General features: G+C 72.3%; 14 protein-coding genes. 10 read left to right on the forward strand and 4 right to left on the reverse strand.

The window, feature by feature from the left end:
- Positions 1-60: 60 nt before the first annotated feature.
- On the forward strand, positions 61-1602 hold the full coding sequence (locus WME82_RS23530; protein ID WP_438044627.1) for a Glu/Leu/Phe/Val family dehydrogenase: 1542 nt from the start codon (positions 61-63) through the stop codon (positions 1600-1602).
- Between the two features lie 76 nt (positions 1603-1678).
- Here WME82_RS23530 and WME82_RS23535 read toward each other — a convergent pair whose 3' ends face one another.
- Positions 1679-3667 carry a sigma 54-interacting transcriptional regulator gene (locus WME82_RS23535; RefSeq protein WP_437917192.1) on the reverse strand — a complete coding sequence of 663 codons (1989 nt, stop codon included), beginning with the start codon at positions 3665-3667 and terminating at the stop codon, positions 1679-1681.
- Positions 3668-3796: 129 nt separating this feature from the next.
- On the opposite strand from WME82_RS23535, the gene WME82_RS23540 reads away from it, so the two are divergent.
- Both WME82_RS23540 and WME82_RS23545 read left to right on the forward strand, forming a co-directional pair.
- Positions 3797-4111: an Mpo1-like protein gene (locus WME82_RS23540; RefSeq protein WP_012236939.1), complete on the forward strand. Its 315-nt coding sequence runs from the start codon at positions 3797-3799 to the stop codon at positions 4109-4111.
- Between the two features lie 343 nt (positions 4112-4454).
- On the forward strand, positions 4455-5273 hold the full coding sequence (locus WME82_RS23545) for an SDR family NAD(P)-dependent oxidoreductase (RefSeq protein ID WP_437873619.1): 819 nt from the start codon (positions 4455-4457) through the stop codon (positions 5271-5273).
- 18 nt (positions 5274-5291) lie between these two features.
- Here WME82_RS23545 and WME82_RS23550 read toward each other — a convergent pair whose 3' ends face one another.
- Positions 5292-7151, reverse strand: a complete 1860-nt coding sequence (locus WME82_RS23550; RefSeq protein ID WP_438044628.1) for a response regulator — start codon at positions 7149-7151, stop codon at positions 5292-5294.
- Positions 7152-7353: 202 nt separating this feature from the next.
- Positions 7354-8280: a ferritin-like domain-containing protein gene (locus WME82_RS23555; RefSeq protein WP_438044629.1), complete on the reverse strand. Its 927-nt coding sequence runs from the start codon at positions 8278-8280 to the stop codon at positions 7354-7356.
- A 370-nt stretch (positions 8281-8650) separates the two neighbouring features.
- Here WME82_RS23555 and WME82_RS23560 point away from each other — a divergent pair, with 370 nt between their 5' ends.
- Positions 8651-10210 (forward strand): HAD-IG family 5'-nucleotidase, encoded by a 1560-nt coding sequence (locus WME82_RS23560; protein ID WP_437330962.1) that lies wholly within the window; start codon positions 8651-8653, stop codon positions 10208-10210.
- Positions 10211-10259: 49 nt separating this feature from the next.
- Positions 10260-10586, forward strand: coding sequence for a hypothetical protein (locus tag WME82_RS23565; protein ID WP_437747729.1), 327 nt, complete (start codon positions 10260-10262; stop codon positions 10584-10586).
- A 43-nt stretch (positions 10587-10629) separates the two neighbouring features.
- Here the strand turns inward: WME82_RS23565 and WME82_RS23570 are convergent, their stop codons facing one another.
- A complete protein-coding gene (locus tag WME82_RS23570; protein ID WP_438044630.1) occupies positions 10630-11484 on the reverse strand; it encodes a formylglycine-generating enzyme family protein in 855 nt (284 codons plus the stop codon).
- Between the two features lie 85 nt (positions 11485-11569).
- Here WME82_RS23570 and truD point away from each other — a divergent pair, with 85 nt between their 5' ends.
- The 5 genes from truD (at position 11570) to WME82_RS23595 (ending at position 15739) form a co-directional block, all read left to right on the forward strand.
- Positions 11570-12832, forward strand: coding sequence for a tRNA pseudouridine(13) synthase TruD (gene truD, locus WME82_RS23575; protein WP_438044631.1), 1263 nt, complete (start codon positions 11570-11572; stop codon positions 12830-12832).
- A 58-nt stretch (positions 12833-12890) separates the two neighbouring features.
- Positions 12891-13658 (forward strand): MotA/TolQ/ExbB proton channel family protein, encoded by a 768-nt coding sequence (locus tag WME82_RS23580; RefSeq protein WP_438044632.1) that lies wholly within the window; start codon positions 12891-12893, stop codon positions 13656-13658.
- Positions 13658-14161, forward strand: coding sequence for an ExbD/TolR family protein (locus WME82_RS23585; protein WP_437747733.1), 504 nt, complete (start codon positions 13658-13660; stop codon positions 14159-14161). The genes WME82_RS23580 and WME82_RS23585 overlap by 1 nt, the downstream gene beginning before the upstream one ends.
- 19 nt (positions 14162-14180) lie before the next feature.
- The gene (locus WME82_RS23590; RefSeq protein ID WP_437747734.1) at positions 14181-15197 is read left to right on the forward strand and encodes an energy transducer TonB; all 1017 of its coding nucleotides are present in this window, start codon (positions 14181-14183) and stop codon (positions 15195-15197) included.
- A gap of 68 nt (positions 15198-15265) precedes the next feature.
- Complete coding sequence (locus tag WME82_RS23595; RefSeq protein WP_012236950.1) at positions 15266-15739, forward strand: cyclic nucleotide-binding domain-containing protein; 474 nt, start codon at positions 15266-15268, stop codon at positions 15737-15739.
- Positions 15740-15845 lie beyond the last annotated feature (106 nt).

Consider the following 15845-nt stretch of genomic DNA (forward strand, 5'->3'; position numbering starts at 1 on the left):
TCGAGCGCGGGGCCCGCGAAACGTTGGACCCCCGCCGCGCGGTCGGGGCAGCATACGGCGATGGAAGACGCCCCCCTCCTAGAGCGCGAACCGGAGACCAACATCTTCGGCGAATCCATGGTGGTGTTTCACACCGCCGCGGACCTCATCGGCCTGGCTCCCCGCATCCGGCTGGAGCTCGAGCAGCCCGACTACGAGCACATCTTCTACATCACCACGCAGCTCCAGGACCGCCTCGTCCCCTTCCGCGGAGAGGCGGCCGCGGCCTACGAGCGGCTCCCTGCGTCGGTGATCCCGAACCGGGCAGCGATCACCCCGCTCTTCAACGGCAAGCTCATCCTCCGCCCCGAGGCGCTCCGCAGCGGCTCGATCCACGTGCAGGACGGAACGATCCGCCTCGCCGATCAGGGCCTTTACCGCATCCAGCCCGGCGCGTTCGTGCGCTTCAAGGCCTATCGGGTCCAGCACAACCAGGCGCGAGGGCCTTACAAGGGCGGGCTGCGCTTCCACAAGGCCGTGTCGCTCGACCTGTTCAACGCGCTCGCCGCCGAGATGACCTGGAAGACGGCCATCGCCGATGTCCCGTTCGGCGGCGCCAAGGGGGGCATTCGCATGGATCCGCGCGAGCACAGCAAGGAGGAGCTCGAGGCGATCTCGCTCCGGTACATGTACCGGCTGAAGCAGCTCATCGGGCCCAACGTGGACATCCCCGCGCCGGACGTGGGCACGAACGCCGAGGTGATGGCGTGGCTCCTGCGCCAGTACAGCGACGGCGAGCGCGAGCGGGTGAACCACCGCGGCGTCGTCACGGGCAAGGACGTGCGCATCGGCGGCTCCGAGGGGCGCGTCAAGGCGACCGGGCAGGGGCTCGCGTACTGCATCGAGGAGTGGTACGCGCAGCGCGGCGCCACCCTCGCGGGGGCGCGCTTCATCGTGCAGGGCTTCGGCAACGTCGGCTCCGCCGCCGCCGAGATCCTGTGCCGGATGGGCGCGCGGTGCGTGGCCGTGCAGGACGCCGACGGCGCGATCCACGACCCGAACGGCATCGACGTGGGCGCGCTGATGGCGCACGTCAACGAGAACCCGCAGAACCTCCGGCGGTCGGTCGCCGGCTACAGCGACGCCCAGGCGATCGCGCGGGACGATTTCTGGAGCGTGGACGCGGACATCTGCATCCCGGCCGCGCTCGGCGACGCCATCACCGGCGAGGTGGCCGAGCGGCTGAAGGCGAAGCTCGTGGCCGAGGGCGCCAACCGCCCGACCACGACCGAGGGCGACAAGGTGCTCGCGGAGCGCGGCATCAGCGTCATCCCCGACATCATCGGCAACGCGGGGGGCGTGACCGTCTCATATTACGAGTGGATCCAGAACAAGCGCATGGAGCACTGGACCGAGGGCGAGGTGAACGCGCGGCTGGAGCGCGCCATCAAGAGCAACTACCGCCTGATCTGCGACATCGCGGAGGACCGGCCGCGCCGCTCGGAAGATCACGACTCGACCGGGCTCGTCCTGGGCAAGCGCCTGCCGATGCGGCTCGCCGCGATGGTGCTCGCGCTCAAGCGGATCGAGGCGCACTACATGCTGGAAGGGTTCTCTCAGTGATCTCGGCAAAACGACGAGAGCGGCGCCGGAGTCCGGCCATCCCGCTGGCCGGGCTCCGGGCGGGCGGCGGGCGGACCTAGCGAGCGACGCCGTACCCGAGCTTCTTGATGCCGTAGACCTTGATCTTGTGCTGGAGCGTCCGCAGCGGCAGCTCGAGGCGACGCGCCGCCTCCGTCTGGTTCCAGTCGGACGCGCGCAGCGCCTCGAGCAGGAGCTCGGCCTCGATCTGCTCCAGGCGCGTCTTGAGGCCGACCGCGGGGGCCGCCGCCTGCCCCGGATCGGACGCGCGCGGGGGGAGCGGCTCGGACGGGCGCGAGGGAAGCGGATCGGACGCGCGCTGGGAGAGGGCCGGCGCGACGCCGGGCTCGGACGAGCGCGAGACGTCCACGGCGCGAGAGGGCGTGGGCGGCGAGCTGGGAGAGGTCACCGCCAGGCGGATGCGCTCCGGGAGATCGCGCGCCATGATCGCGTCGCCCTCCGCGATCACCACCGCCCGCTCGATCGCGTTCCGGAGCTCACGCACGTTGCCGGGCCACGAGTAGCACTTCAGGAGCGCCAGCGCCTCGGGCGCGAGCGACTGGACCCTGCTGATGTTCGCCGAGTTCGCCTGCGCCAGGAAGCCCGCCGCGAGCGTCGCGATGTCGTCGCGGCGCGCGCGGAGCGGCGGGATGTTCAGCGTCATCGCGTTCAGCCGGTAGAGCAGATCGAGCCGGAACGTGCCCGCGTCGCACATGGCGTCGAGGTCGCGGTGCGTCGCCGCGATCACGCGGACGTCGACCTCCAGCTCCTTGGTCGCGCCGACGCGCGTCACCCGCTTGGTCTCGAGCACGCGCAGGAGCGCCGCCTGCGCTGCCGCGGGCAGCTCGCCGATCTCGTCGAGCAGGACCGTGCCGCCGGCGGCCGCCTCGAAGACGCCCTTGTGCTGCTGGCTCGCCCCGGTGAAGGCGCCGCGCTCGTGGCCGAAGAGGGTGCTCTCGACGAGCAGCGCCGGGATCGCGCCGCAATTCACGCAGATGAGCGGCTCGCCGCGGCGCGGGCTGCCGTCGTGGATGAACCTCGCGAGCACCTCCTTGCCCGTCCCGGTCTCGCCGCGCAGGAGCACGGGGATCGAGGAGCGCGCGGCCCGCAGCGCCACCTCGACGAGCGATCGCATGAGCGGGCTCTTGGTCGCGAGGAGGTGGCCGTCGGCCTCCCACTGGCTCTCCGGCGGCGCGCCCGGCGGGCCCGCCTCGTCGGGCGGCCGGGTGCTGTCGACCTTCGGCGTGACGTAGACCAGCGCGCCCTCCGGGGGCGCGAGGCGCACGGGCTCGGCGGGGGTGGCGCTCCGCGACGCCTCGTGGCTGACCTCGATGAGCTTGTCGATGGACGTCGCGGCGTCGGGGGACACGGCGACCCCCGCGACCAGCACGGGCTCGCCCTCGCGGCGCGCGACGATCGCCTTCGCGAGCTCCTCGGCGAGCTCGGGGGTGACCTCGGGGAGGAGGATCTCGAGGGTGTCGGCGCTGTAGAACGCGACGCGATCGACGGGCCTCAGCGCCTCGCGCACGCGGAGCCCCCAGTGACGGAGGTGGCTCGCCTGCGCGCCGAGCGAGCGGACCACGACGAGCGCGAAACTGCGGCCGAAGAACCTGGACCGCACGATCTCGGCCTGGAGCGCGAAGCGGAGCGCGTCGGAGCCCTCCAGGCCGAACGGGGGCATCTCGCCCCCGGAGAGCACATGGACCGACGCGACGATGCCGCCGAGCAGCACCTCGTCCCCGGCCTTGACCACGCCGCTCTCGACCCGTTGCCCTGAAATGCGCGTCCCGTTGCGCGAGCCGAGGTCCTCCACCACGACCTCGCCGCCCACGAGCGTGAAGCGCGCGTGCCGCCGCGAGATGCTCCTGTCCCGGATCACCACGTCGGCCGGGGCCTCCCTGCCGACGACGACGCCGACGCCGGGGCTCATCGGGGCCATCTCGACGCCGTCATGATGATAGACGAGCAGGAGCACACGCCGCTTCTCCGAGCGCGCGCCCTGGAGGAGCTCCCCTGTCTTGATGGACAGCGGCGCGGTCGTCGCCATGGGGCCGGTCCTGTAACCGCTCACACTGCCCAACTACGCCTCATTCCTCCCAACGGCAACCGGGAAGCGGCGGCGCCCCCGGTCTTCGACGAAAGCGCGCGCGGGGCGTCCGCATGGTAAGGAGGTTGGATGCTGCGTCTCAACGCCGAATGGACACAGGTGCTCCGCCGGTACAAGGAAGACCACCAGGATCCACGCAACCAGGCGTGTCACCAGGTCGGCATACCGCTCATCGTCGCGAGCTTCCCCGTGGGCGCGACGCTCATCGGCCTCCCGCTCGCGGCCGCGATGTTCGCGACCGGCTGGGGCTTCCAGCTCGCGGGCCACTGCTTCGAGGGGAAGAAGCCGTCGTTCGTGGACGACAAGCGGAGCTTGATCATCGGCGTGCTCTGGTGTCTCGAGAAGTACGGCCTGCGCGTCTTCGAGGAGACGCCCGCCCCCTGACGCTCCTCGCCGGGCGCTTCCCGGGCGCCGTCCACGTGCACGGCTGTGACGCGGACAGATCGGCTTCCTGCACCAGAAAACCTGGAACATGGTTTTCTCTGCCACTGTGCTGCATTGCGCAAAGCTTTCTTGACGTGATGCACGCACGGTCGTACCTGTGACGCGGGCGGGGGCGACGACTCTTCCTGTTTGGGGTTCTCGGTAGGCACCGCGCCCGCCGGCGCATCGACGTCCGTCCGCCCGTGCCTCTGTCCCGACGAGCTCCCGGAGCGTCGGGACCGGCTCGCCGCAGGCGATGAGATGGACGAGGACGAGGAGACGGGGGATGGGGAGTGCGGGGAGCATGAGGGGGAAAGTCGCCGTGATCACCGGGGGCACCTCGGGGATCGGGCTCGCGACGGCATCCGCGCTGGCGCGGCAGGGCGCCCGGGTGACCGTGCTCTGTCGCCGGACCGGCTCCGACGGCGCGAGGAAGCTCGCCGCGCTGAAGGTGCTCGGCGAGGTCAACCTCGTCGAGTGTGACCTCGGCCGGCTCGCGTCCGTGCGCGCGGCGGCCCGCCAGGTGGCCGACCGGTGCGGGGTCGTTCACCTGCTCGTGAACAACGCGGGCGTGTTCCTGCGCGAACGCGCGGAGTCGGCCGACGGCCTCGAGATGACGTTCCAGGTGAACTACCTGTCGCATTTCCTGCTGTCGAACCTGCTGCTCGACCGGCTCAAGGCCGCGCGCGACGCGCGCGTGGTCAACATGGTCGCGCCGGTGGACAGCATCCGGCTCGACTTCGATGATCTCATGTCGAAGCGCTCTTATTCGTTCCTCTCCGCCTCCGCGCGGTCGAAGCTCGCGCTCGTGCTCGCGGCGCGCCGCCTCGCGGAGAGGCTCTCGGGCACAGGAGCCCAGGTGCTCTGCTACTACCCTGGCCTCGTGCGCTCAGGGCTGTTCGAGGGGACCTCGCGCGTCCTCAAGGCGCTGATCGACGTCGTGGGCGCGACACCGGCGCAGGCGGCCGCGAACCTCCTCGCGATCCTGGCCGACACGGCGCCCACCGGGAGCCCAGCCTTCTTCGAGCGGACCACGGCGAGGCCTCTCAAGGGAATGGCGACCGACGCAGAGGCGGCCTCGCGGCTCTGGGAGATGAGCTCGAGGCTCGTCGGCTTCACCTGAACGGAAGGGCCCCCCGGCTCACCGGAACCCCCGCTTCTTGAGCTCCGCAGCGAGCGACGACTGCACGCGCTCGACCTCCCGGCCGATGGCCCGCACCGCCTCCGTCGCGCTCTCGAGCGTCCCCGCGCGCGCCTCCCGATCGAGCCGCGCGCAGAGCTCCTTCAGGCTGGAGGCCGCGAGCGCGTCGGCGCTCTCGTAGAGCGCCCAGGCGAGCCGCTCGAGCTCCCCGAGCGCGCCCTGCGCCGCCGCCTCGCGCATCGAGGCCACCCGGGTCGGGGCCTCCGTGAGGAAGAGCTCGATCACCTCGGTGACGACGTCGGGCTCGACGGCGCGCAGCCCGCCCCGCGGCCGCGAGGAGGCGGGCTGGCCGCGCTTCGACGTCGGCGGGGGCGAGGGCGTGACCAGGGTCGGCGGAGCGAGCTCCACGCTCGGCGGCGCGCCGTCGGGGTGGGCGGCCTCGTACGCGCCGGATCGCGACGCCGCGCCGGGAGGCCGCCGCCCGCGGTCGGCCTCGTCCTGCCTCGGCGGCTTCGATGAGGCCGTCGCTCGCGGCGACCTCGGCGGGTGCGCGCGCGCCCCGGCGGACACGTGCTCCGGCGGCAGCCCTGCGAGCAGCCGCAGGCTCGAGTGCAGCTGCGCGCGCCGGATCGGCTTGATGAGCACGGAGGCGACCTCGGCGCGGCTGGGCGCCTCCCTGCCGGCGTAGGTCATGAGGCCGACGCGAACGGGCGCGATCGCGGGGTCCGCCTTGATGCGCTGGAGCAGCATCAGGCCGTCGAGATCGGCCAGCTCGAGGTCGATCAGCACCATGTCGTAAGCGGCGCCGGCGTCCGCCGCCTCGCGCAGCGCGGCCAGGGCGGCGGCGCCGCTGCCCGAGGTGCGGCAAGCGAGCCCGAGCTCCTCGCTCAGCTTTCGTACCACCTGACGCACCGAGCCGCTGTCGTCGACCACGAGCACCCGCTTCCCGGGCAGGTCGATGCGCGGGATGAGCGCGCGCTCCGCGCCGCGCGCGCGCCGCTCGAACGGCAGCGCGAACGAGATCCCATGCCGGCGCGCGTCGATGTCCGCGGGCTCGCAGAGATCGCCGCCCATCGCGACGACCAGGCGCTTCGCGACGGCCATGCCGGACGCCACGCCGAGGTCCCGCCCGGACGCAGGCCGCGCTCCCCCGCCCGGCGCGCCCGCTGCCCCCGGCGCCTCCGCGCCGTCCGCGCGCCCTGCGCCGCCCGCGAGGCGCACATCGAAGCGCACCCGCGCGCGCGCTCGCTCGGGCGCACCGTCGAGCCTGCCTTTCGCCTCGTCGTTGCGGGCCGCGTCGAGCGCGGCGCGCACCAGCACCTCACCTCGGGGCGCCGCGCCGATCGCGGTCGCCACGACGTTCAGCAGGATCTGCCGCAGCCGCGCGGCGTCGCCGCGCACCGCCGCCGGCACGTCCGGCTCGACGTCGAGCACGAGCTCGGTCCCCTCGTCATGCGCGCGATCGCCGAGCAGCTCTGCCGCGTCCTCGATCGCCCGCCGCAGATCGAAGTCGGCGTGATCGACGTGCGGCCCGCTGCCGTCCGGCTGGCCGAGCGAGATGAGATCGTCGACCATCGAGAGCACCGCGTCGCCGCTGCTCCGGATGCGCCGCGCCCAGGCGCGCTGCTCCGGGTCGAGCTCGCTGTCGAGCAAGAGGCTGCTGAATCCGACGATCCCGCTGAGCAACGTCCGGATCTCGTGCCGCATCTGCGTGACCGCGCTCGCCTCACCCTCCTCATGGGCGAGCGCCCATGGCCGCGCGGCCGGCCCCTGGGGCGCGAGCGCGCGCTCCGCGGACTCGCTGCTCCTCGTGCCGGGGCTGCCCTCTGGACCGCTCCGGCGCTGCTCTTTGCCTGCCATCGACGCCCCGCCACGCCGTGGTCGCCCGCCCCACGCGGACCCCACGACGCCGGAGCTTCGAGTGTACTGCTTACAATGCCCCGGAGAGAAGCTCGCCGTGCGCGCCGCGACGACCGCTCCGCGCCGTGCGCGCGCCAAGCACGCGCGATTTACACGCCATTTACGCGTTTTTACGCCTCTTTTACGCGCCATTAACGCAATGTCAGCGTCCGTCAGCTCCCGCGCCCCGCGCCACGGCGGGGGTGCTCGGCGGCGTCTCCCACGGTTCGCGAGGCGCATGGGGGGGACGCGCGTCCCCGAGCGCCGTCACGACGACGCGCTCACGATCGACCGCCGCTTCCGCCGAGAGCACGCTGACGGCCGACGGGTCCTCGGACGACGCGAGCGCGCGCCGGCTGTGCCCGAACAGGCGCAGGAGCAGCTCCGGCGGGGCGAAGTCGAGGTCGCTCTCGTGGACGAAGAGCCGCCCGAGGTGCTCGGCGTAGGCGCTGGCGAGCACCTGGAAAGGGATCCTGTCGAAGGCGAGCGCGCGCCGGCGGCTCGCTGCCGCCGACCCGAGCAGCGCCGCGAAGAGGGTCGTGTAGATGGCGCGGAGCCTGATCCGCATCGAGGCCGGGCTGCGCTTCAGGGCCTCGCGCAGGAAGTGGACGTTGAGCGGGACGTGGAACGACTCGTCGCGCGTCAGGATCGTCAGCATCTGGCGCACCGCCGGGTACCGGGCTTCCCGCAGCGCGAGGCGGTAGGTGGTCGAGCCGATGGTCTCGAACATGAGGTTCGTGAGCACGATCGTCTCCACCCGCTTCGCGCGGCCGTACAGGCGATAGAAGGTGCCGGTGACGCGGCCCATGGGCCGTACCTCGCCGCCGATGTGCGCGAGGAACTTCGTGAGCAGCTCGCGGTGCCACCCCTCCTCGTCGCCGTAGAGCCGCAGGCACTCGCCGAGCTCGGGGTCCCAGCCGCTCACCTCGTCGGCCAGCGCATGCGCCTGCATGAGGCCGGACTCCTCGGCGCGGAACGCGGCGTTGAAGAAGGCTATCGCAGCCTGGCGCTCTCCCTCGCTCTCCCACGGGATCGGCCGGGAGAGGTCGAGCTCTTCGTCGTACATCCGCTCCGCGCGGCGGCGCAGCATGCTGAGCCACCACGAGGTGGCGCGCTGGACGGGGGGCTTGCGGGAGATCGGCTGGGACGCTGCAAAAAGCATCAGGCAAGGACCCCGTCGGTGACGGATGAGGAGCCGCCTCCTCGATCGCGCACGACGGGACGGGACGGGCGGCACCATAGCGCAAGTTGTTCGGCGCGGCGCACCCGGGAGCGCCGCGCGCCCGAGCGCGCGCCGAGGGCGGAAGGCTGCTCGGGGGCGACGGATCCCTGCGCGCTCGCCTGCGCGCTCGATCGACGGGCCGACGGGGGGCGACGGGCGGACGACCCGGGGGGGCATCGTTCGTCGCCGTGGCGCGCTTTGTACGCCCCTCCGGGTGGGATACCATAGTCGACCCACTGTGTTCTTCGAGCAGCTCGAGCTCCCCCTCGGAGGGCTCTATCCCCAGACCGAGCCCACGCGCATCCCACGGACCCGGCGCGTCTTCGTCAACCGCAACCTCAAGCTGGCGGGGATCGACTGGGTCGGCTTCGACATGGACTACACCCTGGCGATCTACAACCAGACCGAGATGGACAACCTCTCGATCCAGGGGACCGTCACGAAGCTCGCCGCGCGAGGCTACCCCGAGGAGCTCCTGCGGCGCCTCCGCTATCCGATCCACTTCCCGATCCGCGGCTTGCTGATCGACAAGCGCTTCGGCCACGTGCTCAAGATGGACCGGTTCAAGGTGGTCCAGCGCGGGTACCACGGCCTCCGGGAGCTCACGAAGGACGAGCTCCGGTCGCTCTACCAGCACCGCAAGATCCGGCCGAACACCGCCCGCTACCACTGGATCGACACGCTCTACGCGCTGAGCGAGGCCACGCTCTACGCCGGCATCGTCGACGCCCTCGAGGAGCGCGGCGTCGCGCTCGACTACGCGCGGCTGTTCACCGACATCCGCGAGTGCATCGACGAGGCGCACCGGGACGGCACCATCCTCGACGTCGTCCTGTCCGACCTGCCGCGCTTCGTCGAGCGCGACCCGAACCTGGCGCAGACGCTCCACAAGTTCCGCTCGGCGGGCAAGAAGCTCTTCTTGCTCACGAACTCGCGCTGGCCGTTCACCGAGAAGATGATGACGTACCTGCTCGGGGACGCGATGCCGGAGTACCCGAGCTTCCGGCACTACTTCGACGTCATCGTCGTCGCCGCGCAGAAGCCGGCGTTCTTCCAGGAGCGCCGCCCGCTCCTCATCCGCGACGGCGCCGAGCCCCGCCCCGCCACGGCCCCGCTCGAGCGCGGCGCCATCTACGAGGGCGGCAACCTCAACGACTTCGAGAAGTTCCTGAACATCTCCGGCGACCGGGTCCTCTACGTCGGCGATCACATCTACGGCGACATCCTCCGCTCCAAGAAGGAGAGCGCGTGGCGCACGGCGATGATCATCCAGGAGATGGAGGCGGAGGTCGCCGCCCACGAGTCGTGCCGCCGCGAGCACATGGAGAGCGCCCTGCTCGAGGGGCGCCGCGAGGAGCTCGAGGACCAGCTGCGCTTCTACCAGCAGCGCTACAAGGACCTCACCCGCAAGATCGAAGAGGAGCAGCAGAAGAGGAACGGCGCGACCAACGGGGGCGGAGCGCCGCTGCTCGCGGAGGCGAACGGCGAGCACGTCCAGATCGACTACGCGACGTCGTTCTACGAGGCCGAGCGGGGCCGCACCAAGCGCGCGGTCGAGCGCATCCGCGGCCAGCTCCGGGCCGTCGACGCGGAGGTCGGCAAGCTGGAGCGCGAGATCGCCCGCCGCTTCCACCCCTACTGGGGCTCGCTGCTCAAGGAGGCGAACGAGACGTCCAGCTTCGGCGATCAGGTCGAGGAGTACGCCTGCATCTACACGTCCCGCGTCTCGAACCTGCTCGCCTACTCGCCCCTGCAGTACTTCCGGAGCCCGCGCGACCTGATGCCGCACGAGCTCTGATCGCCGAGGCCTCCGCGCCGGTGCGCGGGCGCCGCATGAGGAGATCGCCATGAGCATCGCCCGCCCCCGCCCGCTGTTCGTCGCGCTCGTCGCCCCCGCCCTCTTCGTCGCCGGCTCCGCCGGCTGCGGCAAGCGGGCCTGCTTTCACTGGACCGCGCTCGAAGGGGCGTGCCCGTCGAGCGACGAGGCGCGCGTGTTCTTCGAGAACCCAGGCTGCGTGAGCGCCATCGAGTCCATCGACAGCGAGGCGGATTTCGACGGCGAGCTCTGCTGCTACGACGTCACCACGGTCGACACCGGCGACGAGGAGTGCACGACGGTGCAGGGGCCGATGTCCGGCAGCGCCGGCGGCGGACGCCCCCCCATCCCCAAGTAGCCTGGAGGCGCAGCGCGCGGCCTGCGTGCGCGCCTGCGCCGCGTCACTTGCAGCAGCGGAAGCCGGTCGAGTAGTCGTGGTACCCGCGCGAGTGCGCGGTGGTCTTGTACTCGCAGCCGTCGCCGTGCTTGGCGCTGTCGAGGTAGTAGCCGCCGCGGAAGGTCCCGCGCGGCGCGCTCGTCCACTCGTGCAGGTTGCCCACCATGTCGTGGACGCCGAAGCTGCTCTTGCAGCGGCGGAACGCGCCCGAGGACGCCAGCGTGCCCGGGAGCTGGTTCAGGCGGGCGTCGTTCATGTTGGCCCACGTGAACGCCGACTGCGGGGCCTCGCCCCCCTGGCCGAAGTAGCGGTTGAACGACGAGACGCCGCTGTCGTTACAGGCGCCGCGCTCCCGCTCGCGTCCGTAAGGGAACACCGTGGCGCGCTTGCCCCTGCACGCGGTGACCCACTCGTCGTCCGTGCAGAGCCGCTTGCCGGCGTTCTGGCAGGCCGCCTCGGCCTGATCCCGGCTGACGTACGCCTGCGGCTTCACGCCGCGCCGGCTCACCGCCTTCACCTTCAGCTTGCCGACCGGTTCGAACGGCGAGTGCCGGCGCTTTCCTCCGCCGGAGAGCAGCTCGACGGTGCTCGCCTCGAAGCGGTCGATGCAGAACGTCCCACGCACCGAGGCCATTCCCGCGGGGCACGCGGCGCGCGCGGCGGCGGCCGTCCGGGGGCTCGGTAGCCCGAGGACGGCGAGGCCGAGCGCCGCGACGCCCGCGGCGAAGGCCGGCGAGCGCGCGAGCGACAGGACGGGCCGGCGCGCGAGGGGGTGAGGCGGGAGAGGCGGTCGCATCGCGGAGAGGCCCAGGCCCGGGGCGAGCTCCTGGCCATAGCCGATCCCCGGCGCGGCGGGCAAATCGCCGCAGCTGGCGGAGGCGGGCCCGGACGCGCGCGCTGCTGGCGCTGGACGAGCGGGCGATTTCGGTCACGCTGGCGCTCCCATGACAGCCACCGCCCCGCCCGCCGCCGGCGCCACGGCCGCGGGCTCGCGCGGCGACCTCCCCGCGCCCGCGGGCTCGCCCGGCGATCATCCCACGGCCCTGCTCCGGAGCTCCCCCGCCGACTTCATCGTCGAGGAGCTCCCCGCCTACGCGCCTAGCGGCCGCGGCGAGCACGTGTTCGTGACCTTCCGCAAGACGGGGCGCACCACGCTCGACGCGGTCCGGGCCATCGCGCTCGCGCTCGGGGCCGACCCGGGCAGCGCCGGCTTCGCCGGCATGAAGGACCGGCACGCGATCACCACGCAGACCGCATCGTTCCAGCTCCCCCTCGCGCAGGATCCGGCGCCCCTGCTCGAGAAGGCCGAGCTGCCCGGAATCGAGGTCCTCGCGGTCGCCCGGCACGACAACAAGCTCAAGCCGGGGCACCTCCTCGGCAACCGCTTCCGGATCGCGCTCCGGGGCATCGCTCCCGCGGCGCTCCCGCTCGCCGAGCGCCGCCTCGCCGAGATCGGCCGCGCCGGCGTGCCGAACGCGTTCGGGCCCCAGCGGTTCGGACGGAACGGCGACAACCCCGAGCGCGCGCTCGCGTGGATCGCGGGCCGGGAGCGCGGGCCCCGCGACAAGCGCGAGCAGCGGCTGCTCTTCTCGGCGCTCCAGTCGCTCTGGTTCAACGAGGTGCTCGCGCACCGCGAGGCGGACGGCACCTGGAGCGCCGTGCTCCCCGGCGATCTCGCCAAGAAGCGCGACAGCGGCGGGCTGTTCCTCGTGCCGCTCGAGGGCCCGGAGCTCGCGGACGCCGAGGCGCGCGCCGCCGCGCTCGCGATCTCGGCGACGGGCCCGATGTTCGGCCGGAAGATGCGCTGGCCCGAGGGCGCCCCGGGCGCGCTGGAGCGCGAGGTGCTCGCGGCGGCGATCGGCGACCCTCGCAGGCTCGACGCGTTCGCCCACGCCGGAGAAGGCACGCGGCGCCCGCTGCGCCTGGAGGTGGACAGCCTGGAGGTATCCACCTTGGAGGCGGCCGCCGGGGAGGCGGCGGTGAGCGCCACGACGCCAGGAGCAGCGGACGATCCGGATGTACGGCACGGAATCGTCGTCTCGTTTGTGCTACCGAAGGGCGGCTACGCGACGACCGTCCTTGGGCGAGTCTTCCGGCTCGTCGACGCCTCCGCCCCCCGGCCCTCCATCGGCAGGCCGGGGGCGGGCAGCGCCCCTCCTCCGGAGGAGGACGAAGTCGAGGAAGGGCAGCCCGCCGTCGACCCGTAGATGATCTTCGAAGCGCGGCTCCCCCCCACCCCCCATCGGAAAGGCACCAAGGAACAAGATGAACCTCGTCGAGTGGCTGCAGCGCATCATGGTCGGATTCGGGGCCGCCTGGGTCATGTGGTTGATGATCGCCCTCAGCGTCGTCTCGGTCGCCATCATCCTGGAGCGCGCCTGGTTCTTCTGGTCGCTCCGCGACGATCTCACCGTCCTCGCGCGGGACCTCAAGACGTCCCTCGACGACTCGATCGAGGCGGCGCGGCGGCGGATGGACGCCTCGCCCTCGGCCGAGGCGGCGGTCGTCGCGGCCGGCCTCACGGTGGCGCACCAGGGGCCCGAGGCGGCCGAGGAGGCCATGGCCGGCGCCGCGGCGCTCCAGCGCATGAAGCTCGAGCGGCGCCTCGCCTACCTGGGCACGCTCGGCAACAACGCGCCGTTCATCGGGCTGTTCGGCACCGTCATCGGCGTCGTCGGCGCCTTCGACGCGCTCGGCCAGGCGGCGAAGACGCCGGTGGCGCAGGCCACGTCGCAGGCCATGGCGCCGCAGGCGGTCATGTCGAGCATCGCCGAGGCGCTCGTCGCGACCGCGGTCGGCCTCGCGGTCGCCATCCCGGCGGTCGCCGCGAACAACTTCTTCCAGCGCATGATCAAGTCGACGCTCGCCAACACCGAGGCGCTGACGCGCGTCCTGCTCGCGCACCTCAAGATCGATCCGGCGTTCGCCGGGGCCGCGCCCGCCGCCGCCGTCGAGCAGCCGCGCGGCAAGGCCGCGAGGGCGTCGCGGCAGGACGAGCACAAGAAGGGCGGCGCGGGCGAGGAGGAGCGCTGATGGCCGCCACGAGCCGCAACGACGATGACGAGATGATCAGCGGCATCAACGTCACGCCGCTCGTCGACATCACCCTCGTCCTCCTCATCATCTTCATGGTGACGGCGAAGATCATCGTCTCGCAGTCGCTCCCCCTCGACCTGCCGAAGGCGGCGCAGGGGCAGGAGGTGCAGCTCATCTTCGGGCTCGAGCTGCACGCGAACGGCGACACGCTCGCCGACGGCAAGAGGCTCGCGAACGAGGACGCCATCCTGCCGATCGCGCGCGAGGCCCAGGCGAAGAACCCGGAGCTCCGCGCCGTGATCCGCGCCGACACGACGGTCCCGCACGGCCGGGTGATCCGCGCGCTCGATCTGCTGAAGCAGGCCGGCGTCTCCAAGATCGCGTTCGGCGTGACGCCGATCGCGCCCGAGGCCGGCGCGGCCCCGGGTACGGCGCCGGGCTCCCCCGCCGCGCCTCCCCCGGCAGCCCCCGCGCCCGCAACCCCGAGCCCCGCGCCGTGAGCGCGCCGAGCGAGACCTTATGAGCCAGGTCACGAGCGATCGCGCGGGGGCGGTCCACGACGGGCGCCGCCGGGGCAAGCGCAGCGGCGCTGAGCCCGGGGGCGCCCTCGATCCCTCGACCCCCCTCGCCTCGCCGGCGCCTGCCCGCGCCGGCGATCGTCGACGCGGCGCGGATCCGCTCGCCGCGGTGCTCGCCCTCGGCGACCGCGCGTCGCGCGTGGGCGCCTTCCTCGGGGTCACGCTGGCGGTCACGAGCCACGGCGCGGCCTCGGCCCGGGCCATCGTCTCGGGCTCGCTGCGCGACATGCGGCACGTGGTCGAGGAGATGCGCACCGGCATCCACGACTACCTCTGGGCGATCTACGAGGTCGACATCCCGCCGCCGAAGGTCGAGGCGCCCAAGCCGCCGGAGCCCGAGCCGCCGCCGCCGGCGCCTGAGCCCGAGCCCGTCCCCAAGGTCGCGCCGCCTCCCCAGGCGAACACCCCGCCGCCCAAGGACGACCCGTACGAGCCGCCCCCGGCCGCCGCCGAGGCCTCGAAGGTCCTGACGAAAGAGCCGGATCCGGACGAGGTCCTCGACATGACCGATCAGGGGATCGCGAGCGGCGAGGGGCAGGGCGTCGGCTACGGCCAGGTGGCCGGCGCGGGCACGGCGAAGACCCCCACGTTCAACCCGAACGCGAAGGTCGGAGGCGTCGTCGGCGGCAAGGGCACGGGCGACCCGGTCCCGCCCCCGCCCCCCGCCGGGCCGGACCGCTCCGCGCCGCCCGGGCTGATCGGCAGCAGCAACTGGAACTGTCCTTTCCCTCCGGAGGCCGACGTCGACCAGATCGACCAGGCGAAGGTCGTCCTCATGGTCACGGTGCGCCCCGACGGCAGCCCGCTCTCGGTCAAGGTCGTCAGTGATCCCGGACACGGCTTCGGTCGCTCCGCGCGCATGTGCGCGCTCGGCCGTCGCTACAACCCCGGCAAAGATCGCTCGGGCGCTTCGATCGCCGCCACGACGCCGCCCATCACGGTGACGTTCACGCGCTAGCCGCTCGCCGCGAGCTCCCTTTAAATTCGCTCCGCGCCCTTCGCCTCGGTTATCCTCGTCGACGGCTTGTGATCGTCCCCGAACGGATCGAGCAGCTCTCGAAGGTCCCTCTCTTCAAGGGCCTCACCCCGGCCGCGCTGGAGCTCATCTCGCGCGTCGCGAGCGAAGAGACGCACGCCCTCGGCACCAAGATCTTTCAGCACGGGGATCCCGGCGACAAGCTCTACATCCTGCTCGAGGGCAAGGTCCGGATCAGCCGAGAGATCGCCGGGATCGGCGAGGAGGCGCTCGCGGTGCTCGGCCCGGGCGCCGTGTTCGGCGAGATGGCGCTGCTCGACGAGGCCCCCCGCTCCGCCGACGCGCGCGTCCACGAGCGCTGCCGGTTGCTCACCGTGTCGAAGGACGCGTTCGAGGACCTGCTCTTCCTGCACAAGGAGCTCGCGTACGAGGTCCTCTGGAACGTCGTCCGGATGCTCGTCCAGCGGCTCCGCGAGACGAACAACAAGCTCACGTTCCTCTCCGTCTCAGGCAAATTCGAGTAGAGTGCCGGCCAGATCGCCCGGCGACCGTGGGAGCGCGCCAGCGCGGCGCGGCCTGCCGCACGGGGGGCGCCCGTTCGGCTCGAACTCAACGTTCCTTGGAGGACTA

It is taken from the genome of Sorangium sp. So ce128, assembly GCF_051525245.1.
GTDB classification, from domain to species: Bacteria; Myxococcota_A; Polyangia; order Polyangiales; family Polyangiaceae; genus Sorangium; species Sorangium cellulosum_B.

What these genes read in the sequence shown, in the direction of transcription:
- WME82_RS23530 (WP_438044627.1), top strand. Translation starts at nt 61, where the DNA reads ATGGAAGACGCCCCCCTCCTAGAGCGCGAACCGGAGACCAACATCTTC.
- WME82_RS23535 (WP_437917192.1), bottom strand. Translation starts at nt 3,667, where the DNA reads ATGGCGACGACCGCGCCGCTGTCCATCAAGACAGGGGAGCTCCTCCAG.
- WME82_RS23540 (WP_012236939.1), top strand. Translation starts at nt 3,797, where the DNA reads ATGCTGCGTCTCAACGCCGAATGGACACAGGTGCTCCGCCGGTACAAG.
- WME82_RS23545 (WP_437873619.1), top strand. Translation starts at nt 4,455, where the DNA reads ATGAGGGGGAAAGTCGCCGTGATCACCGGGGGCACCTCGGGGATCGGG.
- WME82_RS23550 (WP_438044628.1), bottom strand. Translation starts at nt 7,151, where the DNA reads ATGGCAGGCAAAGAGCAGCGCCGGAGCGGTCCAGAGGGCAGCCCCGGC.
- WME82_RS23555 (WP_438044629.1), bottom strand. Translation starts at nt 8,280, where the DNA reads ATGCTGCGCCGCCGCGCGGAGCGGATGTACGACGAAGAGCTCGACCTC.
- WME82_RS23565 (WP_437747729.1), top strand. Translation starts at nt 10,260, where the DNA reads ATGAGCATCGCCCGCCCCCGCCCGCTGTTCGTCGCGCTCGTCGCCCCC.
- truD (WP_438044631.1), top strand. Translation starts at nt 11,570, where the DNA reads ATGACAGCCACCGCCCCGCCCGCCGCCGGCGCCACGGCCGCGGGCTCG.
- WME82_RS23580 (WP_438044632.1), top strand. Translation starts at nt 12,891, where the DNA reads ATGAACCTCGTCGAGTGGCTGCAGCGCATCATGGTCGGATTCGGGGCC.
- WME82_RS23585 (WP_437747733.1), top strand. Translation starts at nt 13,658, where the DNA reads ATGGCCGCCACGAGCCGCAACGACGATGACGAGATGATCAGCGGCATC.
- WME82_RS23590 (WP_437747734.1), top strand. Translation starts at nt 14,181, where the DNA reads ATGAGCCAGGTCACGAGCGATCGCGCGGGGGCGGTCCACGACGGGCGC.